This is a genomic window from Mycobacterium sp. IDUB_3 (assembly GCF_055419585.1).
In genome coordinates, this window is the sequence record NZ_JBVAXZ010000001.1 from 2,390,603 (window position 1) to 2,417,507 (window position 26,905).

The following is a 26,905-nucleotide window of genomic DNA, read 5'->3' on the forward strand; positions in this document are numbered from 1 at the left end:
GGAATCTCCCTACTCGCCCGTGTATTTGATTACTTCTCACTGATCGCCTGCTCGGGACAGCATTCGATTGCCTCCTGGGCCGCTGCCTCCAATTCCGTTGGAACGTCGGAATCTATGGCCTCGGCGTAACCGTCCTCGGTCAGGCTGAACACGTGGGGGCACAGCGTGAGACACATGCCGTGACCGCGACACTTCTGGTCGTCTACCCAAACTTTCATGGCAGTGTGAACTCCAAGTGCAGTTCGGTCAGGCCACGCAGGATGTACGTCGGAACATATTGGTAGCGGCGATCATTCGCCGGCCCGTGAACCTTCTCATCGATCCTGATGTCCGTCGTGCGGTCGAGCAACCGCTCAATCGCCACCCGGGTTTCGGCCCGCGCCAGCGGCGCGCCCGGGCAGCTGTGGATGCCGCGCCCGAACGAGATGTGTTGGCGGGCGTTCTTGCGGGCCGGATCGAACGTGGCGGGATCCTCGAACCGGCGCGGATCACGGTTGGCGGCGGCCTGCACGATCATCACCGTGGTGCCGGCGGGCAGGTCGACGCCACCGACGTTGACGGGTACCCGGTTCATCCGGAAGTCACCTTTGACCGGGCTCTCGTGGCGCAGCGACTCCTCGATGAAGTTCGGGATCAGACTGCGATCCTTGCGCAACTGCGCCTGGATGTCGGGGCGCTCCCCCAGCGTCTGCAAAGACGCACCCAGCAGCCGAACGGTGGTCTCCTGGCCCGCGGAGAAGACGTTGGCGGCGACGCGAGCCACGTCTTCGACGTCGGGAATCGAGCCATCGGGATACGTCGCGGTGGCCAACCCGGTCAGGACATCATCGCGGGGTTCGTTGCGGCGGTCGCGGACGTAGTCGGAGAACAGGCCGTAAAGGAATTCCAGTGGGCTGTGGGACAGGGATCCCTTGGTGCCCCCGATGCCGCCGCCTGCGTGCTCAGCGATGCCCTTGACGAACTTGTCGCGGTCCTCCATCGGCACTCCGAGCAGGTCGGCGATGACCAGCAGCGTGAACGGGCCCGCGAAGCCCTTGATCCACTCGCCGTGCCCCGGCGCGAGAAAGTCGTCGAGCGCCTGGTCGGCGAGCACCCACATGGCGTCCTCGTTCTCCTTGAGGCGCTTGGGGGTGATCAGTCGCATCATCAGGGAGCGGTGATTGGTGTGGGTCGGCGGATCGAGCGTGGGCAGCTGGTCACTGAACGGCAGCTCGTCGCGATGTTGCTCGATGAGCTCGGTGATGTCGTCACCCTCGATCGGCACCGGAAAACCCGGAAAGGGGCCGGTGACCGAGATGCACGACGACCACGTCTCGGCGTCGTTGAGCACCGCGCACGCTTCGTCCCAACCGGTGATCATGGTGACGTCGTGATGGCTCTCCCGCGTGACGGGGCAGCGCTCGCGCAGCGCCTCGTAGTAGGGGTACGGGTTCTCGATGAGCTCGCTGCCGCGGAAGAAGTCCAACTCGGAGAATTCGTTCGCCATCTCCTGCTCCTTGAATCTCGGCTAGTGAGAACGCGCCTCTCGCGGTTGAGTATTACATTTTCACACGCCATGGTGGCCGTCAACGACGGGACCCCTGCCCGACGTCAAAACGCGCCCGGGCGTTGTGGTCGCGCGGTTCCCGGCCCCGCCGGCTAGCTGGCGGGGACGAGGTCCGCGGCGACCGAGGGCCACGCCAACAGCCCGCTGCGGAAGGTCTCCACGTGACCGATCGGGGCGTGCGGTGCGGCCGCGGCCGCCAAAGCCTGGGACTTGAACGTCTGCGCCGCCATGCTCAGCTGGTGTTGCACCAGGCCGACGCTGTCATCGAGCTCGGACGGCCAGCTCTCGCCCCACAGCGTGACCTCCGTGACGCCGTGATCGAGGGCCTGCAGCACGCCCTGGCGCACTCGCGCGTCGCAGCCGAACAGGTCCGCCGCGGCGGCCAGGGCCTGCGGACGGGGCCGCGATTGCACCGACGCCAACGCCTCTTCGAGGTCGAGCACCTGGGCGCCGACGATCTGCAGCGGCCGGTCGTCCGGGTGGTCGGCCACCAGCACGGTCACGTCCCACCCCGCCATAGACCGGTCGAAGATCCAGCCGCCGGCGAATCTCACCACGTCGAGGACGGTGGCGGCGACGACGTCCAGCCGGTACCTCGTGTCGTCTCGGACTTCTTCGGGGGCGCGAAATCCCGCGCCAGTGTCTCGGCGTACTGCTTGAACGCGTCGGCGAGCGGTATCGAAGGATCGAGTAACCATGTCGTTTCCATTCCGTGGACGAAGGCGAGGATTTCTATTGCCTTGACGGCGGGGTCTATGTCTTCGCGGTACCGGCCGTCCGCCTGACCGCGACGGATGAGATCGGCGACGATATCGGTCGCGGCCCGGTGCCTGGCCAGCATGCGGTCGTGCAGCGGGGCCTCGGGAAGGATGTTCTCGACCAGCAGCACGGTGAACGTGCCCACCAGTTCGGGCGCCCGGTGAAAACGGTCCGCGACCGCGGCGATCTGGTCGAACAGGTCACCGGTCCGATCGGCGTGAGTGTCGTCATCGAGGTCGCGGGCGTCGAGCACCGCGTGTAGCAGCTGCTCTTTCGATTCGAAGTGATGCAGCAGCCCCGCGGGAGTGACCCCGGCTTCCCCGGCGATCTGGGCGAGCGTCGTGCTGCGCCAGCCGTTGCGGGTGAGCAGCCGTTGCGCGACGTCGAGAATCCGCTGTTTGCGGTCCTCACCCTTGGCGAGGAGCGTGTCGTATCGCCGTGCGACGGGCACCAAACCCCCTCAATTCACGTTGCAGCGACGCCGGAGAACTAACCTAGTGAACACACAGTAGGTTAGTTTGGCCGCTGTGACAAGGGTCACGTGGTGCACGTTTTTTGGGCGCGTCAGGCCGCTGCCGCTAGCTCACCAGCTCCACCAGCGTGGCGTTGGCGGTCCCACCGCCCTCGCACATGGTTTGCAGACCATAACGAATCCCGTTGTCGCGCATGTGATGCGCCATGCGTGTCATCAGCACCGCGCCGGATGCGCCCAGCGGGTGCCCCAGCGCGATGGCGCCGCCCAGCGGATTCATCCGGGCCGGGTCCGCCCCGGTCTCCGCCAGCCACGCCAGCGGCACCGGCGCGAAGGCCTCGTTGACCTCGAAGACGCCCACGTCGGACAGCGCGACGCCGGCCTTGCTCAGCACCTTTTCGGTGGCCGGGATGGGGCCGGTGAGCATCAGCACCGGGTCCGCCCCGGTCACCGCGCCGGCCAGGTACCGCACTATCGGCGTCAGGCCCAGCTCGACGGCGATCTCGGCGGTGGTCACCAGCAGCGCGGCCGCCCCGTCGGAGATCTGGGAGGAGTTGCCCGCGTGGATCACGCCGTCTTCGGCGAACGCCGGCTTGAGCGTGCCGAGCTTCTCGACGGTGCTGCCGCGCCGCACCCCCTCGTCGGCGGTGAAGACGTTGTTGTCGGCACCATCGACGAAGACCGGCACGATCTGTTCGGTGAATGCGCCGCGATCCAGCGCCGCGGCGGCCCGCTCGTGGGATTCGACGGAGAAATCGTCGAGCCGGGTGCGTGAGAATCCCCACTTCTTGGCGATCATTTCCGCCGACAGGCCTTGGTTGAAGGAGAAATCGTCATAGCGGGCAAGGACTTTCGGGCCATACGGCATACCGGTGGCCCGGGCCGAACCGAGCGGAACGCGGCTCATCACCTCGACCCCACCGGCCACGACGACGTCCTGCTGTCCGGACATGACCGCCTGCACGGCGAAGTCCAGCGCCTGCTGGCTGGACCCGCAGGCGCGGTTGACGGTGGTTCCGGGGATGGTCTCGGGCCAACCGGCGGCCAGGACGGCGTAGCGGCCGATGTTGCTGGACTGGTCGCCCACCTGGGACACGCAGCCCCAGACCACGTCGTCGATGACGTCGGGACCGATGCCGGTGCGTTCGATGAGTTCGGTGAGGACGACCGCGGAGAGGTCGGCGGCATGCATGCCGGACAGCGCACCGTTGCGCTTCCCGACCGCTGTACGCACGGCCTCGACGATGACTGTTTCACGCATATCTCTACTCCGATTGCTTCTCGCCCGAACTTGGGTCCACACCAGATTTTGATAGAGCCCACCGACCAGTAAACGATGGCTCCCGCCGCTGCGCGAAAGCGGCATAGGCCGCGGCGGTGTCTGCCGTCGCGAAGTTGACTCCCTGCGCGCGGGCCTCGTTGGCCAGCGCGTCACGCAGGGTGCGGTCGGCGCCCTCGTTCAACAACGCCTTGGTGTGGGCCAGCGCGATCGGCGGACCGGCGGCCAACCGGTGGGCGAGATCCGCGACGAAGGCGTCGATTTCCACGGCCGACACCATCCAGGTCACCAGGTTCAGGGCACAAGCCTCCTCGGCATCTATCGTGTCCGCCAGCAACGCGAGCCGCTTGGCCTGTTGCAGGCCAACGATTTTGGGCAACAGCCAGGAACCGCCGAGGTCGATCGACAGGCCGCGCTTCGAAAAGATCTGGCAGAACGTCGATTCCGGCGTGGCCACCACCAGGTCGCAGCCCAGCGCCAGGTTCCACCCCGCCCCGACGGCCACCCCGGTCACCTTGGCGATCGTGGGGACCGACAGCTCGTGCAGTGCCAGCGCCACGTCGGTCAACCGCTGCAACTTGTACTTCGGGTGAATGTCCTCGGGAGCCGAGATGTCCGCGCCGGAGCAGAAACTGCCCGCGGAACCGGTGATCACCAGAGCGCGCACGCCCGGATCGTGACCGGCGGCATCGAGCGCGTCTCGCAGGGCGAGCCACAGTTCCGGATTGATTGCATTCTTGCGACGTGGCCGGTTGAGCGTGAGCGTGCGCACCCCGTCGCGGTCTTCCGAGAGCAGCACGGGGTCATCGGTTGTGGTCATCGGCGTCGAACGAGCGTCAGATCGCCAGGACGCCGTCCACCGGCGGTGGCCATCAGTAGCTTCTCGGCAACTTCAGGACGTTGGCTCCCAGGAAGTTCAAAATCATCTCCTGGCTGACCGGCGCGATCTTCATCAGCCGGGCCTCGCGGAAGTATCGCGTGATGTGGTACTCCTCGGCGTACCCCATGCCGCCGTGGGTTTGCAGCGCCCGGTCCGCGGCGGCGAAGCCGGCGTCGGCGCAGAGATACTTAGCCGTATTGGCCTCGCGCCCACAGGGTTTGCCGTTGTCGTAAAGCCAGGTGGCCTTGCGCAGCATCAGTTCGGCGGCGTCGAGGCGGGCCAGTGAATCGGCGAGCGGGAACTGCAGGCCCTGGTTCATGCCGATGGGCCGGCCGAAGACCTCGCGCTCGTTGCCGTACTTCACCGCCTTTTCCAGCGCCACCCGCCCGATGCCGAGAGCCTCGGCCGCGATCAGCATCCGCTCCGGGTTCAGGCCGTCGAGGATGTACTGGAAGCCCCTGCCCTCCTCGCCAATTCGGTCCTCGACCGGCACCTCGAGATTGTCGATGAACAATTCATTGGAGCTGACGGCATTGCGGCCCATCTTGCGGATCGGGCGGATGTCGATGCGGCTCCGATCGAGATCGGTGAGGAACAGCGTCATCCCGTCGGTCTTCTTGGTGACCTCGTCGTAGCTCTGTGTCCGGGTGAGCAACAGGATCTTGTCGGATTCCAGTGCCTTGGAGATCCAGACCTTGCGACCGTTGACGATGTAGCGATCGCCGTCGCGCTTGGCGAACGTGGTGATACGCGAAGTGTCAAGCCCGGCACCGGGTTCGGTGACACCGAAGCAGACGTGCACCTCGCCGGTCGCGACGGCGGGCAACGTACGGGCCTTGAGCTCATCGGAGCCATGCACCACGACCGGCTGCATGCCGAAGATGGACAGGTGAATCGAGCTGGCGGCGTTCATGGCGCCGCCGGACTTGGCGACCTCCTCGAGCAGGATCGTCGCCTCGGTGATCCCGAGTCCGTGACCGCCGTATTGGGTCGGGATGGTCATCCCCAGCCAGCCCCCATCGGCGATGGCGCGGTAGAACTCGGTCGGGAACTCGTGCGCCTGGTCTTTTTCCATCCAGTACTGGTCGTCGAATTTCCGCGCCAGCTCCGCCACTGACCGACGAATCAGTTCCTGGTCATCGGTCAGCTCAAAGTTCATTCCAGCGCCGGGCACTGCTCAGTCTCCTTCGATCGAAATGCAGCAGCTTTGGGTGCCGGCCCGTGGCGCCCGGCTCCCGCGCTTGCGACCGCCACCGGCGCACTTGCATTCCGGCGACGTGTCTTCTAGTCCTTGTTGCCGGTAAGGGCTTTCGCGTTGGCCGCAAAATCGGCAAAGGACGAGCCGCCTCGGCTGTCCTTATCGTGGCCCGCCGCCTTGATGGACACGTCGTGCCCCTCGGCAGCCTTGCGCAGCGCACCGACGGTCGCCTGTTCGCGCGAGATGTGCGTGAACGGGTCGAACGAATACCAGCGCATGGCGTTCTCGTAGGTCATCTTGTTGATCTCGTCGTCGGGAACGTCGTTGAGGGACAACACATCCCACAGCTCTTCGGGCGCACCCGGCCACATCGAGTCGCTGTGCGGGTAGTCGGCTTCCCAGCAGATGTTGTCGATGCCGATCATGTTGCGCAGCGCCACTCCGACCTTGTCGCTGATGAAGCAGGTCAGGAAGTGGTCGCGGAAGACCTCGCTGGGCAGCTTGCCCTTGAAGTCTTGGTGCGTCCAGGCGGAGTGCATCTCGAAGGTCCGATCGGCGCGCTCCAGGAAATACGGAATCCAGCCGGTTCCGCCCTCGGACAGGGCGATCTTGAGGTCCGGGTACTCCTTGATCGGCCGCGACCACAACAAGTCGGCGGCGGCCTGCACGATGTTCATCGGCTGCAGCGTGATCATCACGTCCATCGGAGCATCCGGCGCGGTGATGGCCAGCCGGCCCGACGATCCGATGTGCACGTTCATCACGGTGTCGGTGTCCACCAAGGCTTTCCACAACGGGTTCCAGTAGTCGTTGTGGAAGCTGGGATACCCCATCGCGGCCGGGTTTTCGGTGAAGGTCAGCGCGTGCACGCCCTTCTTCGACACCCGACGCACTTCGGCGGCGCACGCCTCGGCGTCCCAGATCACTGGTATCGCCATCGGGATGAACCGCGCCGGGTAGGCGCCGCACCATTCGTCGATGTGCCAGTCGTTATAGGCCTGCACCAGCGCGATCGAGAAGTCGTTGTCGTCGGTGGCGAACAGGCGACCCGCGAAACCCGGGAAGGAGGGGAAGCAGATCGAGGCCAGGATGCCGCCTGCGTTCATGTCCTTGACGCGCTCGTCCACGTTGTAACAACCCGGCCGGATCTCGTCGAGCCCCGTCGGCTCGATGCCGTACTCCTCCTTGGGTCGTCCGGCCACCGCGTTGAGCGCCACGTTGGGGATGACGGTGTCGCGGAACTTCCACATGTCCGAACCGTCGGCGTTGTGCACCAACCGGGGTGCGTCGTCCTGGTACTTTTTCGACAGATGGTTCTTGAACATGTCAGGCGGCTCGACGGTGTGGTCGTCGACGCTGATCAGGATCATGTCTTCTTTGTTCATGGCCGTCCCTTCCATCGGATCCACCGGATCGATCACAGCCTCCGCGAATCGCTGTCCCGTGCCAAGATCACTAAAATGAAAACTATCTTCTCGCCAGACGAGAATCAACATCCATAAATTGCTGGGCCCGTCCGCACCCGCCTGACCAGCAGCCGAGCGCGGAGACGACTTACCAGGTCGCCGCGCGGCAATGCTGTGAGGTAGGACCCGACCGGGCGTATCAGTATGACGGCGGCACCGCGTTGATGCGCATGACAGCTATCCCGGCAGCCGGGTGAGCCAGGCCGTGACCGGAGTCGCGCCCGCCCGACACGCCGGCATTGACCCGACGCGCGTTTCGTGCCAGTCTGTTAGTTGCAAATGAGAATCCGATTCTCTTTCACCGAGAGGACTGCTAATGCGTTTGCAGCCGCTGCCCGCTGGCCAGTGGGACGAGGCGACCCAGCAGGCACTCTCGGCCATGCGTGGCGCGGCCACCAACAACGCGCTCTCCACGCTGGCTCACCACCCGGCGCTGGCCAAGTCGTTTCTGCGATTCAACGTCCATCTGTTGATGACCTCCACGCTGCCGCCACGCATCCGCGAGCTGGCCATCCTGCGCGTCGCCCATCGCCGGCAGTGCGCCTACGAGTGGTCGCACCACGTCAGGATGGCCAAGGACGAAGGGATCACCGACGACCAGATCGTGGCCCTGAAACGAGGTGCGGCCGCCGATGAGTTCGACCAGGCCGTGATCACCGGGGTGGACGAGCTCGACGAGAAATCGGAGCTGTCCGACCAGACCTGGGTGGCACTCGGCGAGCGCCTCGATGACCAGCAACGCATGGATTTCGTCTTCACGGTCGGCTGCTACGCGCTGCTGGCCATGGCCTTCAACACTTTTGGCATCCAGCTCGAACACGCCGAACAGCACTAACAAGAGGAGTAAGAACGTTGCCGCACTTCCCGAAGCCAGCCGCCGGCAGCTGGACAGAAAACTACCCCGACCTGGGGACCGAGCCGGTCGACTACACCGACTCGATCGATCCGGCGTTCTTCGAGGCCGAGCGCGACGCCGTCTTCAAGAAGACCTGGCTCAACGTCGGCCGGGTCGAGCGGCTCCCCCGCACCGGCAGCTACTTCACCAGGGAACTGCCGGCCGCCGGCAAGGGCACGTCGGTGATCATCACCAAGACCAAGGACGGGACCGTCAAGGCGTACCACAACGTCTGCCGACACCGCGGAAACAAGTTGGTGTGGAACGACTTTCCCAACGAGGAAACCTCCGGCACCTGCCGGCAGTTCACCTGCAAGTACCACGCCTGGCGCTACAGCCTCGACGGTGACCTGACCTTCGTCCAACAGGAAGAAGAATTCTTCAACGTCGACAAGAGCGACTACGGTCTGGCGGCCGTCCGCTGCGAGGTGTGGGAAGGCTTCATCTTCATCAACTTCGACGACAACGCGGCGCCGCTGATCGACTACCTCGGACCGCTGGCCAAGAGCATCGAGGGCTATCCCTTCGGCGAGATGACGGAGACCTACTCCTACCGGGCCGAGGTCGGCAGCAACTGGAAGCTGTTCATCGACGCGTTCATCGAGTTCTACCACGCGCCGATCCTGCACCAGGGGCAGTACACCAAGGAAGAGGCCGCCAAGATCCAGAAGTTCGGCTACGAGGCGCTGCACTACGAACTGGCCGGCCCGCACAACCTGCAATCGACCTGGGGTGGCCAGGCGCCGCCGGTGGACATGTCCATGGTGAAGCCGATGGACCGGGTGCTGCGCAGCGGTCTGTTCGGTCCGTGGGACAAGCCGGAGATCATCGAGAACCTCGAGCTGCCACCGGGTGTCAACGTGAAGCGGGTGCCGCAGTGGGGCATCGACTCGTGGCTCTTCTACCCGAACTTCATGCTGCTGATCTGGGAGCCGGGCTGGTACCTGACCTACCACTACTGGCCCTCCGCGGTGGACAAGCACACCTTCGAGTCCACGCTGTATTTCGTGCCGCCGCGCAATGCGCGGGAACGTCTGGCCCAAGAGTTGGCTGCGGTGACGTTCAAGGAGTACGCGCTGCAGGACGCCAACACCCTGGAAGCGACGCAGACCATGATCGGCACCCGGGCCGTCAAGGAGTTCCTGCTCTGCGACCAGGAAGTCTTGATCCGCCACCTGCACAAGACGACCAGTGACTACGTGAAGGAGCACCAGCGCAATGGCGCTACCGTCTGAATTCGCCGCCCTCGAGCCCTATTTGGATTGGGACCTGGCCACCGAACCCGAGCGCTACGCCAAGCGGCTGGCCTCGACGATGCACCAGATGCAGGAGTTCTACGACGTCGCGTTCCCGTTGCTGAACGACGTCATCGCCTACTGCGACAAGTTCCCCCTGAACGACCTGCCCGACGACGCAAAGACATTGATGCACATGATGCAATCACTGGTCATGGTGTCGTTCCCCATCGAGGCGTGGAAACAGCCACGCGTTCCCGACAGCGGCGCGGCGTGGGTTGAAGTACTCCGGGAACCGGTGATCTAGCCGGTGCTGACGCTCAAGGCCGCGGGGCTGCTCGACGTTGATAGCGGCGAGATCATTCGGCCCGGCATCCTGAAGATCGAGGACGATCGGATCGTCGTCGTCGGGGGCGACCCCGAAGGCGAAATCATCGATCTCGGCGACCAGATTCTGTTGCCGGGCCTGATGGACATGGAGGTCAACCTGCTGATGGGCGGACGCGGCGAGACGCCCGGGCTGTCCCAGGTGCAGGACGACCCGCCGACGCGGGTGCTGCGCGCGGTCGGCAACGCCCGACGCACGCTGCGCGCCGGTTTCACCACGGTGCGCAACCTCGGCCTGTTCGTCAAGACCGGCGGCTACCTGCTGGATGTCGCGCTGGGCAAGGCGATTGACGCGGGCTGGATCGACGGGCCCCGTATCGTCCCTGCCGGGCACGCCATCACGCCCACCGGCGGGCACCTGGACCCGACGATGTTCGCCGCATTCATGCCGGGCGCACTCGAGCTCACGGTCGAAGAGGGCATCGCCAATGGGGTCGACGAGATCCGCAAGGCGGTGCGATACCAGATCAAGCACGGCGCTCAGTTGATCAAGGTGTGCGTGTCCGGCGGTGTGATGTCGTTGACCGGCGAGGCTGGGGCACAACATTATTCCGATGAGGAACTGCGGGCGATTGTCGACGAGGCGCACCGGCGCGGGCTGCGTGTCGCCGCGCACACGCACGGGGCGGAAGCGGTCAAGCACGCAGTCGCGTGCGGCATCGACTGCATCGAGCACGGCTTCCTGATGGACGACGAGGCCATCCAGATGCTGGTTGACAACGACCGGTTCCTGGTGACCACCCGCAGGCTCGCCCAGGCGATGGACGTCTCCCGCGCCCCAAAAGAATTGCAGGACAAGGCCGCCGAGATGTTCCCCAAGGCGGAGACGTCGATCAAGGCCGCCTACGAAGCCGGGGTTAAGATCGCGGTTGGCACCGACGCACCGGCCATCCCGCACGGCAAGAATGCCGACGAGCTCGTCACGCTGGTGGAATGGGGGATGCCGCCGCTGGCGGTGCTGCGGGCGGCCACGACCACCGCGGCCGAGTTGATCAATGTCACCGACCGCGGCCGCCTCGTCGAGGGGCAACTCGCCGACATCATCGCGGTGCCCGGAAACCCGTTGGAAGACATCACCGTTACCCGGAATGTCAGCTTTGTGATGAAAGGCGGCAAGGTCTATGTCGACGCCCGATCAGCCTAAGAGCGGCCCCACCAGAACTGACGACCTGGTCGAAATCCAGCAGCTGCTCGGCCGCTACGCGGTCACCATCACCCAGGCGGACATCGAGGGCCTCGTCGCCGTGTTCACCCCCGACGGCACCTACAGCGCTTTCGGTGAAACCTACAGCCTGAGCCGATTCCCGGAACTGGTGGCCGCGGCCCCAAAGGGCTTGTTCCTCACCGGAACCGCGGTGGTTGACCTGGATGGGGATGCGGCCAGCGGCACCCAACCGCTGTGCTTCATCGATCACGCCACTCACGACATGCGGATCGGGTACTACCGCGACACCTATCTGCGGACGGCCGACGGGTGGCGATTGAAGACCCGCTCCATGACCTTCATCCGCCGCAGCGGTGTGCACGACTCCGGACGCCCGCACGCCATCGGGCGCCCTTCCGGTGACTCTGCGGCCCAGGCAACGACTTAAGGAGCCGACCAATCGAAGTGAATGTCGAGCAGTTCCGGGCCGACCTGCGCGCGTGGCTCGACGACAACGATCTGACCCCCGAGCCCGACCACTCGCTGCAGGGGCACATGCGGCAGTTCGCCCGGGTCAGCCGTGCGCTCTACGACGCCGATTGGATGCGGTTCGGCTGGCCGGTGGAGGTCGGTGGATTGGGCGGACCGGCCTTGCTGCGCGCGATCGTCGGTGAAGAGGTGGTGGGCCGTCGACTGGCCGAACCCGGTCCCTACTCGATGCTCGAGGTGCTCGCGCCCACGATGATCGACTACGCGCCGGCAGAGCTCGCCAAGGAGATGGTTCCCCGCCTGCTCAGCGGCGAAGAGCAATGGTGCCAAGGCTTTTCCGAGCCAGGGTCGGGCAGTGACCTGGCATCGCTGACGACCCGCGCGGTCCAGGATGGCGACAACTGGATCGTCAACGGCCAAAAGGTCTGGACCAGCTTCGCGCAGTTCTCCACCCGCTGCGTGTTGCTCACCCGCACCGCGCCCGGGCATGACGGCATCACCGCATTCTTCGTCGACCTCGATACACCGGGCATCACCATCCGTCCGCTGCGGACGATGCACGGGGTCGACGAATTCTGCGAGGTGTACTACGACGACGTGGTGATTCCGGCCAGCCGGATGCTTGGCAAGCCCGGGGACGGCTGGCGGCTGGCCATGGACCTGCTGCCCTACGAGCGTTCCGCATGCTTCTGGCAGCGAATCGCGTACCTCTATTCGCGTTTCGACGACCTGATCACCGCGGCATCCGAAGCCGGCCAGCCCGACGAATCCGCGCTCGGCGGAGCCTATCTCGCGCTGCACACGTTGCGCTGCCGGTCGCGTGCCACTCAGCACCGGATGCGCGACGGGGCCCGACTGGGACCCGATACCTCGATCGACAAGGTGCTGCTGGCCTCGGCGGAGCAGCGGCTCTATGACACCGTTCGCGATGTGTTGCCGGGGACGCTCGAGCTCGAGGACACTCCGTGGCGTTCGGAATACCTGTACTCGCGCGCGGCGACGATCTACGGCGGCACCGCCGAGATCCAGCGCAATATCATCGCCCGCCGGCTGCTCGACCTCGGGAAGGAGTGAACAGTGACCCCTTCGCCAGACATCGAGTCCGACACCGAATCGCTGCGCCTGCTGGCGGACTCGTTGCGGACGACGATGAGCGCCGCCTCGGGCGCCAAGCTTGACGCAGCGCTGACGGACCTCGGCTGGCGCGACATGCTCGACGAAATGCCAGCCATCGCAATCCCTCTGGTGTTCAAGCTGCTCGGTGAGACCGGCGCGCACGCCCCCGTGCTCAACGATGTGGTGCTGGGCGCGGCGGGTGACGCGCCCGGGGGCACGCTGCCGCTGCCGTTCGCCGGCGGCTCGTGGGTGCTGTGGGAGCGCCGCGACCATCTCGACTCGGCGATCGACGAGCTGCTGCCGATACACCCTGTGCCGCAGCAGGATCCCTTGCCGGCAGCCGCACTGCAAGCGGGTTGGCGAGCACTGGGCTGGTGGCTGGTCGGCACCAGCCGCGCCATGCTGTCGCTGGCCCGTCAGCACGCCGTGGACCGCGTTCAATTCGGCCGGCACATCAGCTCGTTCCAGGCGATCCGGCACCGGCTGGCCGAGACACTCGTCGCGATCGAGGGCGCCGAGGCCACACTGCAGGCCGCCACGGAGTGCGACGACCAGCAGGGACTGGCTTCCCTGCTGGCCAAGGCCGCGGCCGGCCAGGCGGCACTGACCGCCGCACGACACTGCCAGCAGGTGCTGGGCGGTATCGGCTTCACCGCCGAGCATCCGCTGCACCACCACGTCAAGCGGTCGCTGATTCTTGACGGACTACTGGGTAGCTCTCGAGAACTGACGCGTGCCGCCGGAAAAGCGGTGGTGGCGGCCGGATCTGCGCCACGGCTCGCGCAGCTGTAACGCAACGCCCCCGCAGGCCGTCGGTTACCACGCGTCGGCCATCAGGCCGCGGTACGCCACATTGCTTGTCCCGCGGGTGCAGCTCGGAGCAGACTGGGCGCGGCGGCCAACCGGCGCCGGTCGTCAGCCCGAGGAGGTTGGGACGTGATGAGTCACCCCGACGCACCACAGAACCAGGTCGGCGTCGCCGCGGTGCTGCTGGGTCTGGTCGGCCTCCTCACCTGCTGGTTGCTGCTCGGGGTGCCCTTCGGCATCGCGGCGGTGGTGACGGGCGACATCGCCCGCCGACGGGTCGCCCGCGGGGAGGCGGACAATCCCCGAACTGCGGTGGCCGGCATGGTTTTAGGGGCGATCGCGATAGTGGCGGGGCTCGTCGCCATCGGCTACTACGCTCAGCTGGACGCCCGGAATCACTGACGCGCAGCTCAATTGCGCGGCAGCCCGAGTACGCGTTCGGCGATGATGTTGCGCTGGATTTCCGACGTACCGCCGGCGATGGTCGCCGCGAAGGTGCGGGTGTACCGGTCGAACCAGCTGCCGTAGTGGCTGTCCAGGTTGAGCGGCGCGAACGGGGCGGTGACCGCACGCAGTGCCAGTCCGTCGCCGTTCTTGGCGTTGAGGGCGTCCTCGCTGGCGCGTTGCATCGCCTCCGAGCCGAGCAGCTTGAGCACCGACTGCGCGGGCACGTCCTCCTCGCCGCGCGTGGCCTTGGCCAGCGTCGCCGACCCCAGCAGGCGCATCGCATAGAAATCCATCACCAGCGTCGCGTAGTGATCCCGCTGCACGGCCCCCGCGGGCCTGGACTCGGCGGTCAAGGCGTGCAACATGTCTGCATAGTCCAGCCACAGCATCGCCCGTTCGTGGCCGAGCGAACCGGTCGCGACGCGCCAGCCGCCGTTGAGCTCCCCCACCAGATTCTCGGCAGGCACCCGCGCGTCGGTGAAGAAAACCTCGTTGAAGTCGACGTCTTCGATGTCGCCCACCGAGGCGAAGGGGCGACGGACCACACCGGGGGTGTCGGTCGGAATCAGTAAAGCGCTGATGCCCTTGTGTTTTGGGGCGTCCGGGTCGGTGCGCACGAATGTCAGCAACACGTCGGCGTGATGGGCGCCCGATGTCCACACCTTCTGGCCATTGACGACGAAGTGGTCGCCTTCTGAATCAGACGAGCGCACGGCGCGCGTCGTCAGCGACGCGAGATCCGAACCCGCGCCGGGTTCGCTCATCCCCAGCGATGCGGTGATCTCGGCGCGCAGGATCGGCACCGCCCAACGCTGCTTCTGTTCGGCTGTGCCGAACGACAGTAATGACGCCGCGATGATGCCCACACCCTGCGGGTTGAAACTCTGGTAGATGCGCCGCCGGGACAGCTCTTCCTGGTACACGTATTGCTGCAACAGCGTGGCGTTGCGCCCGCCGAACTCCGGCGAGTTGCCAGGCTGCAGCCATCCGCTGTCAAACAGCAGGCGTTGCCAGCGGCGGGCCCACTCAGGAATGTCCGAACTGGACTGCGGCCGTGCCAACGCCTCGGCCTCGGAAGGCAGATGCGCGTCGAGAAAAGCCACGAATTCGGCTCGGAATGCCTCCACGTCGGCGTCAAACGTCAGCTGCACAGCACTTCCCGGGATGGGTCTGAGTGCACCGCGCCGTCGGTAGATTGGGGTTTCCGCCGACGACGGGGTTCACTCTTACGATTACGCTTCCCTACACACGTCTAAGAGAATACTATTCTCGTGGTAAGAAAGTTACAATCTCCGACACGTGATCCGTGAGGGGGTCGAGCGCAGCGATGTCACCGCGTTCTCCGGTAGAGTCCAACCATGTTCTCCCCTCGCGGCAATCACCTGAGCCGGCCGTGACCAACCCCAGCGAAGAGCCGGCCTGGAAGCAGCGTGCCGTCGAGCGGTCCATCAAGACTGCGAAACTGCGTGCGGCGCAACGTGTTCAGCGCTTCCTCGACGCGGCCCAGGCGATCATCATCGAAAAGGGCAGCACGGACTTTACCGTGCAGGAGGTCGTGGACCGCTCCCGTCAGTCGTTGCGCAGCTTCTACCTGCAATTCGACGGCAAGCACGAGTTGCTGCTGGCGCTGTTCGAGGACGCTCTGAGCCGATCGGCCGACCAGATCCGCGCCGCCACCGAGAGCCAAGCCGATCCGCTGGAGCGGCTGCAGGTCGCGGTCCAACTCCTCTACGAGGCGTCCCGTCCGGACCCCACGGCCAAGCGTCCACTGTTCACCGACTTTGCTCCGAGACTGCTGGTGACGCACCCTGCCGAGGTCAAGGTGGCTCACGCGCCGCTGCTTGCGTTGCTGACTGAGCTGATGGACGCGGCCTACGACGCCGGCAAGTTGCGCACCACCATCAATCCCAAGCGGGTGGCCGCCATGACCATGCAGACCGTCATGTTCATCGCGCAATCCAGCGGCGGGCCCGATGACGCGACGATGCACCCCATCACCGCCGAAGAGGTATGGGATTTCTGCTCACGCGGATTCGTCGAGTAGTACACCCCAGGCACCCCACACTCCCCTCTTCTCTGGATGAGCAAATAGCGCACGCCGTTTGCCGGCGAGAATGAGATTCTCTAATATCTAGAATCATAGATAGCCGAAACGGATCCGTCATTGACACCCATGACGGCCGAATGACAGAGTTCAAGGGCGGCAAGACCCGCGGTTCTCCGAACGCGTTTGTTCCCCGCTGAGGCGTGCCGATCAGATCAAGTCAGGAGTTGAGGTAGCCATGACCGGACGTGTTGAGGGCAAAGTCGCTTTCGTCACCGGAGCGGCGCGCGGTCAGGGCCGCAGCCACGCGGTGCGCTTGGCTCAGGAGGGTGCCGACATCATCGCTGTCGACATCTGCAAGCCCATCCGCGAGGGCGTGGTGGACACCGCGATCCCGGCAGCGACGCCCGAAGACCTCGCCGAGACGGCCGACCTGGTCAAGGGGCACAACCGCAGGATCTTCACGGCCGAAGTCGATGTGCGCGACTTCGACGCACTCAAGGCGGCGGTGGACAACGGCGTCGAGCAGCTCGGCCGGCTCGACATCATCGTGGCCAACGCCGGAATCGGCAACGGCGGCGAGACTTTGGACAAGACCAGTGAAGAAGACTGGACCGAGATGATCGACATCAACCTGGCCGGTGTGTGGAAGACCGTGAAAGCCGGTGTGCCACACCTGATCGCAAGCGGCAACGGTGGTTCGATCATCCTGACCAGCTCGGTGGGCGGGCTCAAGGCCTACCCCCACACCGGCCACTACGTGGCGGCCAAGCACGGCGTTGTCGGGCTGATGCGCGCCTTTGGAGTTGAACTGGGACAGCACATGATTCGCGTCAATTCGGTGCACCCGACCCACGTCAAGACACCGATGCTGCACAACGACGGCACCTTCAAGATGTTCCGCCCGGACCTGGAAAACCCGGGCCCGGACGACATGGCGCCGATCTGCCAGCTGTTCCACACGCTGCCGATCCCCTGGGTTGAGCCGATCGACATCAGCAATGCGGTGCTGTTCTTCGCGTCGGACGAAGCCCGCTACATCACCGGTGTGACGCTGCCCATCGACGCGGGTAGCTGCCTGAAGTAGCCGCTAGAAGGGGCTGCTGTTGGACTGCCATTCGGCCGATTCGGGTCGCGGCCCGTAACGGGCGATGTAGTCCTCGTGCATCCGGGCCTGTTTGCGGCGGGTGATCACGTCGACCAGGTTCGGGTCCAGCCCATGGACTGCCAGCCGATGCCGGCGCCAGACCTTGTTCAGGGCAAGGGTTATCAGCAGCGCCCAGATGTAGAGCGGCGCGGTCATCTCCGTGTGCACGTAGAGCGAAGCGGGCAGCAGCCAGAACGGGGCAAGGACCAGCAGGGGCGGTATGGCCCACCTGATCATGTGCCGGCGCACCGCTCCCTGCCCGGCCAGATCGCGGGCCACCCAGCTGCGCATGGAGTCGGGCAGACGCCGGCCGTAGGAATAGCCGATCCGCTGCCGCAGATTGGGTTTCGCGTCGGTCATGATGGCTCCTCTGGGTGTCAGGATTGCAGTGCGCCGGCCGCGACGGCGGCGGCGTTGATACGGGTGAGGACCCGATGTAGGTGCTCGAGTTCGGCCACCTCGACACCCAGACGTGCCACCACGGCCGGCGGTATCGCAAGTGCTCGCTCCCGCAAGGCGATCCCGCGCTGCGTCAGCATCACGTCGGTGGTGCGCTCGTCGGTCGCGTTCTTGGCGCGGGTGATCAGCCCCTGCGCCTCCAGGCGCTTGAGCATGGGCGACAGCGTGGCGGAATCCATCTGCAACGCGGCGGCGATCTGCTTGACCGACAACGGGAACTGGTCCGCGGCGTGGGTCTTGCGGTGATCCCACAGCGCCAGCATCACCAAATATTGCGGATGGGTCAGGCCGAGCGGCTCCAGCAGGGGCCGATACACCGCCAGGACCGCCCGGTTGGTCGTCGCCAGCGCGAAACACACCTGGTGCTCGAGCGCCAGCGGATCGATGTCGCGCGCAGTCGGAGCGGCCATACTTGTATTGTGCCCTAATAGTTAGGGGGCTATCTACATGATGTCTCTCACACCGTTTCCTGGGCGAGTAATACGCTCGGAATCCATGGACGGTTTCGAGGGACGCGGGGCGGTCATCACCGGCGGTGCAAGCGGCATCGGTTTGGCCACCGCCGCCGAATTCGCCCGCCGCGGCGCCCGCTTGGTGCTGGCCGACGTCGATGAGTCCGCCTTGGAGCGAGCCGTGGCACAGTTGACGGCCGAGGGGTTCGACGCGCACGGGGTGACATGCGACGTACGGCATCTCGACCAAATGATTCACCTCGCGGATGAATCCTTCCGGCTGCTGGGTCAGGTCGATGTCGTGTTCAGCAATGCGGGCATTGTCGTCGCGGGTCCGCTCGCGGCGATGACGCACGAGGACTGGCGCTGGGTCATCGATATCGATTTGTGGGGTTCGATACACGCTGTCGAGGCGTTCGTGCCGAAATTGATCGAGCAGGGCAAGGGCGGCCACATCGCGTTCACCGCCTCCTTTGCCGGGCTGGTGCCCAACGCCGGACTCGGGGCATACGGCGTTGCCAAGTATGGCGTCGTCGGGCTGGCCGAGACGCTGGCCCGCGAGGTCAGGGACAACGGCATCGGCGTCTCGGTGCTCTGCCCGATGGTCATCGAGACAGGGCTGGTCGCGAACTCGGAACGAATTCGCGGCGCGGACGACGGGCTCGCGTCAGCGCCAGACCTGACGAGCGGCTTCGGACAGCTCCCGCCGACGCAGGATGACACGGTGTCGGTCGATGGCGTGGCACGGCTCACCGCCGACGCGATTCTGGCCAACCGCTTGTACATCCTGCCGCACGAGGCGGCTCGGGCCTCGGTCAAGCGCAGGTTCGAGCGCATCGATCGGACCTTCGACGAACAGGCCGCCGAGGGCTGGACGCACTAGCTCGTCGGCCCCAACCGGTAGTCGCCGGTCTGCGGGTCGTGATACCAGCCGCTGGAGGCTTGGGTTCCGCCGTCGATGTGGAGCGTCTGGCCGGTCAAGTAGGCCGACATGCCTGACGCCAGAAACACCGCGGCACTGGCGATTTCGTCGACATGGCCGGGGCGCCCCAGCGGCACGATGTTGCCCATGGCGGCCGTCGCGGCGTCGCCGCCGAGCTTCGCCAGCCCTTCGGTGAGCGTGATATCCGGCGCTATCGCGTTGACCCGGATGTTGTGCGGCGCCAGTTCCAGCGCCGCGGTCTTGGTGTAGTTGATGACACCGGCCTTGGCGGCGGCGTATGCCGCGTAGCCCGGTGCGGCTCGTACGCCCTCGATCGAAGTGAGCGAGATGATGCTGCCGGGCAGGTTCGCAGACACCAGCTGCCGGGCGACCCGCTGGCTGCACAGCAGCACGTGGCGCAGGTTGGCACGATACAAGGCGTCCCAGCCGTTTTCGCTTGTCTCCAGCAACGGCGAGGAGAACACGCCACCGGCGTTGTTGACCAGGATCGTGGGTGTGCCGAGTTCGGCGCCGGTCCGCTGCAGCGCGGCGTCCACCTGCTCACTGTCCCGGACATCGGTGACGATGCCCAGGGCGCCGATGGATTCGGCTGCCTGCGCACAGGTCTCCGGGTCGCGTTCCCAGATCGCCACCCGGGCACCGAATGCCGCCATCCCGGCCGCGATGCCGCGCCCGATGCCGGCTCCCCCACCGGTCACCACCGCGACCCGGCCGCTGAGCAGAATGTCCGAGGGGTCGACCGCCATGGTCGATCAGCTCCTCGCGCGCATGGCCGGCGCGCTACCGATCACGCCGTCGGTTTCCAGGGCGGCGATCTCCGAATCGGACAGGCCCAGGCCGGACAGCAGTTCATGGTTGTGCTGGCCCAGCAGCGGCGCATGCTCGGTGTGGAACTTGTGAGGCCCGGCTGAGAATCTCATCGGCACGGTGCTGAGCCTAGCCGGGCCGTTGACCGGATGGTCGACCTCTTCGAAGAAATCCCGGAACGCCAACTGTTCCAGCTCGGGTTGACGGTGCGGCTGCATGACTTTGGCGACCGGCACGCCGGCGTCCCATAGGGTTGCGACGATTTCATCGCGGCCGCGCTGCCCGCACCAGGCAGCGAGTTGCTCATCGATGACATCATGGTGTGTACGTCGGCCGGATTCGGTGGCGAGCTTGGGATCGGTTGTCCAGGAGGGTGATCCGAGTGCCCGGCCTAGACTGTCCCACTGATCGTCGGTGGCCACCGCGATCGCGACCCAGCTGTCGAGCCGACCGAATTCGTCGATATCGGCGCTGAGATAGAGGTTCTGCGGCGCGGCGGTCGGCCCCCTGTTGCCGGCACGCTCCAGCAGCGCCCCATATGCCGTGTACTCGATGACCTGCTCGGCGGCGATGCTGAGGGCCGCATCGACCATCGCCGCCTCGACGAACACGCCCTCGCCGGTGCGGCGCCGGTGCTCGAGCGCGAGCAGTATCGCGTTGAGCGCGTGCACACCCGCATTGGGATCACCAATCGAATAGGGGTCATACGGCGTTCGATCCGGATAGCCGGTAAGCCAACTCACGCCGGATGCGGATTCGATGACGTAGGCAAACGCCGGGTTGTCCCGCCAGGGGCCATCGAGGCCGAAGCCGGGCATCCGCACCAGCACGATGTCCGGCCGAATCGATTGCACCGTGGCGAAATCCAGCGCAATCTGGTCCAGCACTCGCGGGGTGAAATTCTCCACCACCACGTCGCACGTGGCGATGAGCTCACGCAGTAACTCCCGGCCCCGCGAGCTCTGCAGGTCCAGGGTCAGGCCCTTCTTGTTGGTGTTGAGGGCCTCGAAGATCGGTGACTTCTCCCACCACTGGTCCTCGCTGATCGGTATGCCGGCGATCATCCGTGTGCCATCGGGTCGGCGAGTTGACTCGACATGGATGACCTCGGCCCCGAGCAACGCCAGCGAATGGGTGCAGCACGGGCCCGCCCAGAATGTCGTCATGTCCAGCACGCGAATGCCGCTGAGCGGGAGCCTTTTCGCCGCTCCGGTCGGCGCCGGGCGCGGCGGAAGAGGTGCGGTGCGGTAGTGCTCGGTGTGCTCGCCCAGCCGCGGCGCCGGCTGCGGAGGGCGTAATTGCGCGGGCCGCATGCGATACGGGTGGCCCGGCTGCTGGAAGCCATCGCGCGGATTGCGCGCAAATGAATCGCGCTCTACGAACTGATCGAAGGAGGTGACGTTGGCGCCGTTGGCTACCGGCGCGTTGGGAATACGGAATGCCGAGGCCAGTTCCCGGATTTCGTCAACTGGGGTCTCGGCCAGCCAGGCGAAGAGCTCCCCGGCGTGGATGTTGGCCTGCTCGGTGATCGACAGCGGCGATTCCTCATCGATCCACTCCGGGTGGCCGACCATTGCGCACAGGTCGAACCACTGCTGCGCCGTCCCGCAGCCCAGATCCACCAGGCCATCCTTGGCCTGGGCCACCCCCGGAATGGTCGGCCGTCGCGTGTCTCGCCACGGCCGTCCGAGCACTTCGAAGTAGGACACCGGGTAATAGGTGAGGCACAGAATTTGTGTCTCGAGCATCGAGAGGTCCAGCAGTTCGCCTGCCCCGCCGTCGATTCGGCGCCAGCGTGAGGCCAGGGTGGCCGTGCTGGCGTAGACACCGGCCAGGTACTCGCCCACCTGGCCGCCGACGAAGACGGGCGCGCGCTCCTGCTCGCCGCGGCCGAGCCCGACGATCCCTCCCGACCACGCCTGCAGGGTGAACTCGGTCGCGGCGCGGTCTCGCCAGGGGCCTTCCAGCCCGAACGGTGTGATCGAGGTGACGGTGAGATGCGGGTGGCGGCGGTGGATGGCGCCCGGCGTAAAGTCCGGGTGCTCGGCCACTTTCGAGCCGGCCGACCACACCACCGCGTCCGCGGACGCGAGCAGCCGGTTCACCAGTGCGGCGTCGGCGTCGCCGGCGAGATCGGCGACGACGCTGTGTTTCGCCCCGGCCAGGAAGCTGAACAGGGCGCCGTCACCGCCGGCCGGGACGGTGGCACCCGATGCCGACCACCGGCGCAGCGGATCACCCTCGGGTGACTCGATTTTCACGACGTCGGCACCGCCGTCGGCGAGTAGCTTGGTGCAGTATGCGCCGGCTATACCGGTGGACAGGTCGATCACCGTGTAGCCGTCCAGCGGCGGTTCGACGCGGTGTGGCGTCACTATTTCTTTCTCTTCGCTTTGGCGCCCCTGTCGGCACGGGCCTTCTTGCGCGCCTTTTTGCTCAGCCGCCATTCGGCGGGGAACTTATCGTCGTTGTCCTTGACCGCGTCGCCCAGGCCCCGCTTCATCGCGTCGTCGAGCATCAGCTCGTCGCCGCCATCCGGGCGGACGCTGCCACCCATCGACTCGAAGACACCGCTGAGCATGCTGCCGAGGTATTCGCCCTGAAACTGCTTCATGATCTCGAAGAAGACCTTCTGCATGAACACCGTGTCGGTGGGGCGGTTACTCGCGCAGGCCAACGCGTATTTCTCCACCTCGGCCTCGAGTTCGTCACGCGGCACCACGCTGTTGAGGAAGTTGCAGTCATACATCTCGGCGGCGGTGAAAGCCCTTCCGGTGAACACCATTTCCTGGAACTTTCGAATGCCCATGGTCTGCGCCCACCACCACATGCGGGGGCCCCAGCCGTAGTACCGGAACGACGGATGCCCGAACAGCGCGTCGTCGCTGGAGATGACTAGATCGGCATCGGCGGCCTGGTAGAAGTGCCAGCCGTAGCAATAGCCCTTGGCCTCCAGGATGCTGATCTTCTTGAAGTCCTGCAGGCCGCGGATGCCCGAGTTCGGGTTGGCATACCACTGGCCCAGGGTGGCGCCGTTGCGGAACGAACCCTGCGGCGGGTAGCGGACTTCGTCGGCGCCGATCCGGTATTCGGCAAGCCGCGGGCCCTGGTCCGCCGCGTCACGCATCCGCATGACCTCGGTCAGGTCCGCGCCCGAACCGAGGTCGTCACCCGCTCCACGAACCACCAGAACCTTGACGTCGTCGTCAATGCCGGCCCGGTGCAACAAGTCCGCGTAGCGTAGGCGCGCGGCGACAGTCGGCGCGTTGAGATAGTCCGGCCGGTCGAACGTGATCGTGGCGATCCGCGTCGCGGCGTCTTTGTGGTAACGGATGATCTCTTCGGCCGCCGGCTCCGAGGGCTCGGGCATGGCTAGGGCTGCCAGAACGGGCTACCGGTAAGCACTTCGGGACCGTCCGCGGTGATCAGGACCGCTTCTCGCCCGAATACCCCGCCGACTCCTTCGGCCCACACGTAGCCCGTCACGGCCAGCACCATCCCCGGTTCCAGACGTTCGCCGGCAGCGGTGGTAGGCAGGTGCTTGGAAACGACGGGTGGGTCGAACCCCATGCCCAGGCCGCGGGCCACCGGCATCGGCGGCTCGGGCTCGCCCGCGGCCCGATAGGCGCCGAGTAGTTCGCTCGCGCCCGCGCCGGGTCGGCAGGCGGTAATCAGCTTGTCCCACAGCCGTTCCCACCGTCCGTTCAGGGCCGCCGCCCCGCCGGGCGCCTGTCGGATGTCGGCGGGCCAGGTCCGGCCCACTTCGCCGACATAGCCTCCCGCCAGCACTCCGGCTGAGAACGCCACCAGGTCGCCGTCCTGAATGCGACCGTCGCCGTGGGCGCGCCGCCACGGATGCGTGCGCGAGGTTACCCATGCGACATCTTGATTCGACGGTGTGCTTACACCGCCGGCGGCGGAGGCCTCCAGCAAGACTCCGGCCAGCGCCTGTTCGGTTACGCCCGGCCGTAACTCGGAGACCGCGGCCGCCAGTGCCGACTCGGCCACCGCGACGGACTCCCGCAGCGCTGCGATCTCCTCGTCGGTCTTGATGCGGCGCGCGGCCCGCATGGCGACCTCGCCGTCGACCAGCTGAGCGTTGGGAAACGCGGTGGGCAGAAGCTGCGCGAAAATCGGTGAGAGCGCGTCGGTTCCGACGCGCCGTGCGGTTGACGCACCGTCGATGCGACCCAGCGCGGCCATCGTGTTCACCGGGTTCCACGAGATCCCGTAAAGGTTCTCGTGGGGGATGTCCTCGGGGACGCCCTCGTCCCAGGTGCTGAGGAGGTGCACCGCACCGGTCTCGCGCACCAGCACACACGTCGGACCGAACGGCCGGGTGCCGGCGACCCACAACTGCGGAGCTCCGGTGACGTAACGGACGTTGGCCTGCCGGCCGAGGACCAGGACGTCGAGATCGTGTGTCGCCATCTGAGCCAGCGCCCGCTGGCGGCGCCCCAAGCGCAGCGTGCGCTCGTCAGGCAGGACTTCAGTTGCCATAGGGGTCATAGGGGTAGTCGGTCAAACGGATCCAGCCTTCCTCGGTAATCACCAGGACCTCCTCGCTGCGGTAGCCTCCGGTGCCGTCCTCCCACACCACGGGTTCCAGCACCAGCACCATCCCGGCTTGCAGGACGAAGTTCTCGTCGAACTCCTGCCCGAGATCGGTTCCGATCATCGGCATTTCGGCGGCGTTCACGCCGATGCCATGGCCCAGGTAGAAGTGCGGCAGCCATGGCTTAGCGCCACCGTTCGCCTTGATGGCGGCCCGGCCCAGATCCGCCGCGGTCGCGCCGGCCCTGGCGACGCCGAGAACCGCGCTCATGATCTCCAACCATTTGTCGAACTGCGCCCGCTGACGCGGTGACGGGTCCCGGCCGACGATCCAGGTGCGCCCGAAGTCGGAGCAGTAGCCCTGATAGGTGATGCTGACGTCGGTCCACAGCACATCACCTTCGGCCAACTCGCGCTCGGTGGTAAGGAGGGGCAGCGCCAAATCGCCGTGCGTGGTCCACACTCCCTCGGCCTTACTCGGCGGCATCACCTGCCAGATCGGCTCCAGCATGCTGGCCGTGGCCCCCAGCTCGAAGGCTCGGCGCAAAAAGCTTGCCGATAAATCGATCTGACGGATCCCGGGGGCCAGGCTTTTCTGGACCTCGACCATCGCCTCGTCGGTGATCCGGATCGCGGTGCGGATGCAGGACAATTCGTCCGGCGTTTTCACCGACTTGGCGGCGCTGACGATGGCCGCCGCGTCAACGGGTGCACCGCCCGGGAAGAGGAGCTTCGCGGCGCGCGACATGGCGCCGGTGAACTCGTCGACCGCGACTACCGCTGTGGCCGGGATGAGGTCGGCCAGCTGATGCGCGAATTTTTGTACGCCCTCGTCGAATTCGAGGTAGACAGGCCCGTGCAAGTGGTCGGCGGGCAAGTCCGACTCCTGCGAGGCCCCCTCGCGGAAGGGCAGGAACAGGTGCGGCCGTTCGTCGTCGGCGAGCACCACGGCCACCGGCCGTTCGACGTAAGACAATCCGGCGTCGCCGAGTGGCCAGCTGGCGCCGGTGGCGTAGACCACGGCGTTGTTGCCCAGCAGGATCATCGCGTCGACCCCGTGCTCGTTCATGGCAGCCCGTAGCCGGGCCCCAGTCTCGCGGCGCAGGCGGGCCAGGTCGGCCGTTTCCGGGATCACCAGTCCGTTGCCGGTGTTGGTATCCAGTTGCGCGAATGTCGTCACTACAGGCCCAGGAACTTCGTGATGTTGTCGCTGACGATCTTCACCGCGTTGTCCGGACCCACCGCGTCCACAACGGATTTCAGTGATTTCTCGGAATAGCCGTAGGTGCTTTCGTTGTGCGGGTAGTCGCTGGACCACATCACCTTGTCCACCCCGATCTGGTCGATCAGCTGCAGGCCCAGCGGATCGACCATGAACGACGCGCTCATGTGGGTGTCCCAGTAGTAGCGCGGTTCGTGCTCGAGGGTCCGGTTGAACATATGTTGGTACGAGCCCATCAGGTGGTCGGCATCCTGCAAAGCCCAAGGCACCCAGGAGATGCCGCCCTCGAACCAGCCGATTCGCAGCCCTGGATGATCGTCGAGAATTCCGGTGAAGAGGTACTTGGCGAACTGCTCGCGGAAGCCGTCGATGTTGATCATCATGCCGACCACGACGCTGTTGAACTGACACGGGGTTTTCGGCGGGGTCTCCCCGATATGGTGGGTCACCGGAAGACCGGCGGCTTCGATCTCGTCCCAGACCGGCTTCATTGCGGTGCTGCCGTAGTCGATGATGTTGCCGTCGTCGTCCTTGCCCGGGTTGAGCGGCAGCAGGAAGGTCTTGAGGCCCAATGACTTCAGCTCTTCCAGAGTCTTCCTGGTGCCCTGCGGGTCCCACCAGTTGATCAGCCCGGCGCCGTAGAAGCGGCCGTTCGACCGCTCCTGCAGCTCGGCGATGTATTCGTTGTAAATACGGAAGGCGAGCTCGCGAAGCTGCTTGTCCGGGTAGTGAAACAGCGCCAGCACCGCGTTGGGGAACGCCAGTTCCTTTTCGACGCCGTCGTCGTGCAGCTCCTGGATGCGGGCTTCGATGTTGGTGCTCGCGGCCCCGGGCAGGTCGTCGTACTGCATCAGCACGGCGCTGAAGTCGCCCGGCAGGAACGACTGTCCCTTGCGCCCGACCTGGTAGGCACCGTCCTCGTACCAGATTCGCGGCGCCTTGTCCTTCAGGTCGTCCGGAAAGCGTTGGTAGAAGATGTCATCCGCCAGCGAGATGTGGTTGTCAGCCGAGAAGACCACCGTCCCCTGCGGCAGACCGACGTCGGTACCCGCGGCGTGGCCACGCCGATCTTTCGGAGCGCCATAACCTCCGGGCGGGTAGAGCGTGCCTGTTTGAGTCGTCATCATTGACCCTCCAATTCGGATCCGCAGTGTTGA

The 26,905-nt window shown here is 65.7% G+C and carries 28 protein-coding genes and 1 pseudogene; 11 read left to right on the top strand and 18 right to left on the bottom strand.

Annotated features, from left to right (window positions below; all coding sequences use genetic code 11):
* Positions 1-29 precede the first annotated feature (29 nt).
* From ACZYVJ_RS10645 to ACZYVJ_RS10680, 8 genes are all read right to left on the bottom strand, one after another.
* Positions 30-218, bottom strand: coding sequence for a ferredoxin (locus tag ACZYVJ_RS10645; protein WP_463830967.1), 189 nt, complete (start codon positions 216-218; stop codon positions 30-32).
* Entirely contained in the window at positions 215-1,486 is a 1,272-nt protein-coding gene (locus ACZYVJ_RS10650; protein ID WP_463830968.1) for a cytochrome P450, read from the bottom strand. The genes ACZYVJ_RS10645 and ACZYVJ_RS10650 overlap by 4 nt, the downstream gene beginning before the upstream one ends.
* Before the next feature lie 152 nt (positions 1,487-1,638).
* Complete coding sequence (locus ACZYVJ_RS10655) at positions 1,639-2,133, bottom strand: hypothetical protein (protein ID WP_463832939.1); 495 nt, start codon at positions 2,131-2,133, stop codon at positions 1,639-1,641.
* Positions 2,097-2,756: a TetR/AcrR family transcriptional regulator gene (locus ACZYVJ_RS10660; protein ID WP_463830969.1), complete on the bottom strand. Its 660-nt coding sequence runs from the start codon at positions 2,754-2,756 to the stop codon at positions 2,097-2,099. Before ACZYVJ_RS10660 ends, ACZYVJ_RS10655 begins: the two co-directional genes overlap by 37 nt.
* 127 nt (positions 2,757-2,883) lie before the next feature.
* Positions 2,884-4,038 carry a thiolase family protein gene (locus tag ACZYVJ_RS10665; protein WP_463830970.1) on the bottom strand — a complete coding sequence of 385 codons (1,155 nt, stop codon included), beginning with the start codon at positions 4,036-4,038 and terminating at the stop codon, positions 2,884-2,886.
* A gap of 4 nt (positions 4,039-4,042) precedes the next feature.
* Positions 4,043-4,876, bottom strand: coding sequence for an enoyl-CoA hydratase/isomerase family protein (locus tag ACZYVJ_RS10670; RefSeq protein WP_463830971.1), 834 nt, complete (start codon positions 4,874-4,876; stop codon positions 4,043-4,045).
* Between the two features lie 52 nt (positions 4,877-4,928).
* Entirely contained in the window at positions 4,929-6,095 is a 1,167-nt protein-coding gene (locus tag ACZYVJ_RS10675) for an acyl-CoA dehydrogenase family protein (RefSeq protein WP_463832940.1), read from the bottom strand.
* A gap of 125 nt (positions 6,096-6,220) precedes the next feature.
* On the bottom strand, positions 6,221-7,519 hold the full coding sequence (locus ACZYVJ_RS10680; RefSeq protein WP_463830972.1) for an amidohydrolase family protein: 1,299 nt from the start codon (positions 7,517-7,519) through the stop codon (positions 6,221-6,223).
* A 397-nt stretch (positions 7,520-7,916) separates the two neighbouring features.
* On the opposite strand from ACZYVJ_RS10680, the gene ACZYVJ_RS10685 reads away from it, so the two are divergent.
* From ACZYVJ_RS10685 to ACZYVJ_RS10720, 8 genes are all read left to right on the top strand, one after another.
* On the top strand, positions 7,917-8,435 hold the full coding sequence (locus tag ACZYVJ_RS10685) for a carboxymuconolactone decarboxylase family protein (protein WP_463830973.1): 519 nt from the start codon (positions 7,917-7,919) through the stop codon (positions 8,433-8,435).
* A gap of 17 nt (positions 8,436-8,452) precedes the next feature.
* Positions 8,453-9,730: an aromatic ring-hydroxylating oxygenase subunit alpha gene (locus tag ACZYVJ_RS10690; protein WP_463830974.1), complete on the top strand. Its 1,278-nt coding sequence runs from the start codon at positions 8,453-8,455 to the stop codon at positions 9,728-9,730.
* Positions 9,714-10,037 carry a hypothetical protein gene (locus tag ACZYVJ_RS10695; RefSeq protein WP_463830975.1) on the top strand — a complete coding sequence of 108 codons (324 nt, stop codon included), beginning with the start codon at positions 9,714-9,716 and terminating at the stop codon, positions 10,035-10,037. Before ACZYVJ_RS10690 ends, ACZYVJ_RS10695 begins: the two co-directional genes overlap by 17 nt.
* A 3-nt stretch (positions 10,038-10,040) precedes the next feature.
* Positions 10,041-11,261 carry a metal-dependent hydrolase family protein gene (locus ACZYVJ_RS10700; protein ID WP_463830976.1) on the top strand — a complete coding sequence of 407 codons (1,221 nt, stop codon included), beginning with the start codon at positions 10,041-10,043 and terminating at the stop codon, positions 11,259-11,261.
* Entirely contained in the window at positions 11,239-11,709 is a 471-nt protein-coding gene (locus tag ACZYVJ_RS10705) for a nuclear transport factor 2 family protein (protein ID WP_463830977.1), read from the top strand. Before ACZYVJ_RS10700 ends, ACZYVJ_RS10705 begins: the two co-directional genes overlap by 23 nt.
* 17 nt (positions 11,710-11,726) lie before the next feature.
* The gene (locus ACZYVJ_RS10710) at positions 11,727-12,824 is read left to right on the top strand and encodes an acyl-CoA dehydrogenase family protein (protein ID WP_463830978.1); all 1,098 of its coding nucleotides are present in this window, start codon (positions 11,727-11,729) and stop codon (positions 12,822-12,824) included.
* A 75-nt stretch (positions 12,825-12,899) separates the two neighbouring features.
* Complete coding sequence (locus ACZYVJ_RS10715) at positions 12,900-13,658, top strand: acyl-CoA dehydrogenase family protein (protein WP_463832941.1); 759 nt, start codon at positions 12,900-12,902, stop codon at positions 13,656-13,658.
* A gap of 147 nt (positions 13,659-13,805) precedes the next feature.
* Positions 13,806-14,075, top strand: a complete 270-nt coding sequence (locus tag ACZYVJ_RS10720; RefSeq protein ID WP_463830979.1) for a DUF4190 domain-containing protein — start codon at positions 13,806-13,808, stop codon at positions 14,073-14,075.
* An 8-nt stretch (positions 14,076-14,083) separates the two neighbouring features.
* Here ACZYVJ_RS10720 and ACZYVJ_RS10725 read toward each other — a convergent pair whose 3' ends face one another.
* Together ACZYVJ_RS10725 and ACZYVJ_RS10730 are read right to left on the bottom strand one after the other, a co-directional pair.
* Positions 14,084-14,509 carry an acyl-CoA dehydrogenase family protein gene (locus ACZYVJ_RS10725; RefSeq protein WP_463832942.1) on the bottom strand — a complete coding sequence of 142 codons (426 nt, stop codon included), beginning with the start codon at positions 14,507-14,509 and terminating at the stop codon, positions 14,084-14,086.
* Positions 14,510-14,653: 144 nt separating this feature from the next.
* Positions 14,654-15,271, bottom strand: a pseudogene (locus ACZYVJ_RS10730) (acyl-CoA dehydrogenase family protein); the annotation flags it as partial.
* Positions 15,272-15,513: 242 nt separating this feature from the next.
* On the opposite strand from ACZYVJ_RS10730, the gene ACZYVJ_RS10735 reads away from it, so the two are divergent.
* Positions 15,514-16,164, top strand: coding sequence for a TetR/AcrR family transcriptional regulator (locus ACZYVJ_RS10735; protein WP_463830980.1), 651 nt, complete (start codon positions 15,514-15,516; stop codon positions 16,162-16,164).
* Between the two features lie 238 nt (positions 16,165-16,402).
* Positions 16,403-17,251, top strand: coding sequence for a mycofactocin-coupled SDR family oxidoreductase (locus tag ACZYVJ_RS10740; RefSeq protein ID WP_463830981.1), 849 nt, complete (start codon positions 16,403-16,405; stop codon positions 17,249-17,251).
* A 3-nt stretch (positions 17,252-17,254) separates the two neighbouring features.
* Here the strand turns inward: ACZYVJ_RS10740 and ACZYVJ_RS10745 are convergent, their stop codons facing one another.
* On the bottom strand, positions 17,255-17,671 hold the full coding sequence (locus ACZYVJ_RS10745; RefSeq protein WP_463830982.1) for a DUF5313 domain-containing protein: 417 nt from the start codon (positions 17,669-17,671) through the stop codon (positions 17,255-17,257).
* 17 nt (positions 17,672-17,688) lie between these two features.
* Complete coding sequence (locus ACZYVJ_RS10750; protein ID WP_463830983.1) at positions 17,689-18,180, bottom strand: MarR family winged helix-turn-helix transcriptional regulator; 492 nt, start codon at positions 18,178-18,180, stop codon at positions 17,689-17,691.
* A gap of 85 nt (positions 18,181-18,265) precedes the next feature.
* On the opposite strand from ACZYVJ_RS10750, the gene ACZYVJ_RS10755 reads away from it, so the two are divergent.
* Entirely contained in the window at positions 18,266-19,105 is an 840-nt protein-coding gene (locus tag ACZYVJ_RS10755) for an SDR family NAD(P)-dependent oxidoreductase (RefSeq protein ID WP_463830984.1), read from the top strand.
* On the opposite strand, the gene ACZYVJ_RS10760 is transcribed toward ACZYVJ_RS10755, so the two are convergent.
* Genes ACZYVJ_RS10760 through ACZYVJ_RS10785 form a run of 6 tightly spaced genes read right to left on the bottom strand, consistent with a single transcriptional unit; the run spans position 19,102 to position 26,767 of the window.
* Complete coding sequence (locus ACZYVJ_RS10760; RefSeq protein WP_463830985.1) at positions 19,102-19,911, bottom strand: SDR family NAD(P)-dependent oxidoreductase; 810 nt, start codon at positions 19,909-19,911, stop codon at positions 19,102-19,104. The genes ACZYVJ_RS10755 and ACZYVJ_RS10760 overlap by 4 nt on opposite strands.
* 6 nt (positions 19,912-19,917) lie before the next feature.
* Positions 19,918-22,347 carry a CaiB/BaiF CoA-transferase family protein gene (locus ACZYVJ_RS10765; protein WP_463830986.1) on the bottom strand — a complete coding sequence of 810 codons (2,430 nt, stop codon included), beginning with the start codon at positions 22,345-22,347 and terminating at the stop codon, positions 19,918-19,920.
* Entirely contained in the window at positions 22,347-23,342 is a 996-nt protein-coding gene (locus ACZYVJ_RS10770) for an enoyl-CoA hydratase/isomerase family protein (RefSeq protein ID WP_463830987.1), read from the bottom strand. Before ACZYVJ_RS10770 ends, ACZYVJ_RS10765 begins: the two co-directional genes overlap by 1 nt.
* Before the next feature lie 2 nt (positions 23,343-23,344).
* Positions 23,345-24,472 (bottom strand): M24 family metallopeptidase, encoded by a 1,128-nt coding sequence (locus tag ACZYVJ_RS10775; RefSeq protein ID WP_463830988.1) that lies wholly within the window; start codon positions 24,470-24,472, stop codon positions 23,345-23,347.
* Entirely contained in the window at positions 24,462-25,706 is a 1,245-nt protein-coding gene (locus tag ACZYVJ_RS10780; RefSeq protein WP_463830989.1) for a M24 family metallopeptidase, read from the bottom strand. Before ACZYVJ_RS10780 ends, ACZYVJ_RS10775 begins: the two co-directional genes overlap by 11 nt.
* Positions 25,706-26,767, bottom strand: a complete 1,062-nt coding sequence (locus tag ACZYVJ_RS10785) for an amidohydrolase family protein (protein WP_463832943.1) — start codon at positions 26,765-26,767, stop codon at positions 25,706-25,708. Before ACZYVJ_RS10785 ends, ACZYVJ_RS10780 begins: the two co-directional genes overlap by 1 nt.
* Between the last annotated feature and the right edge of the window lie 138 nt (positions 26,768-26,905).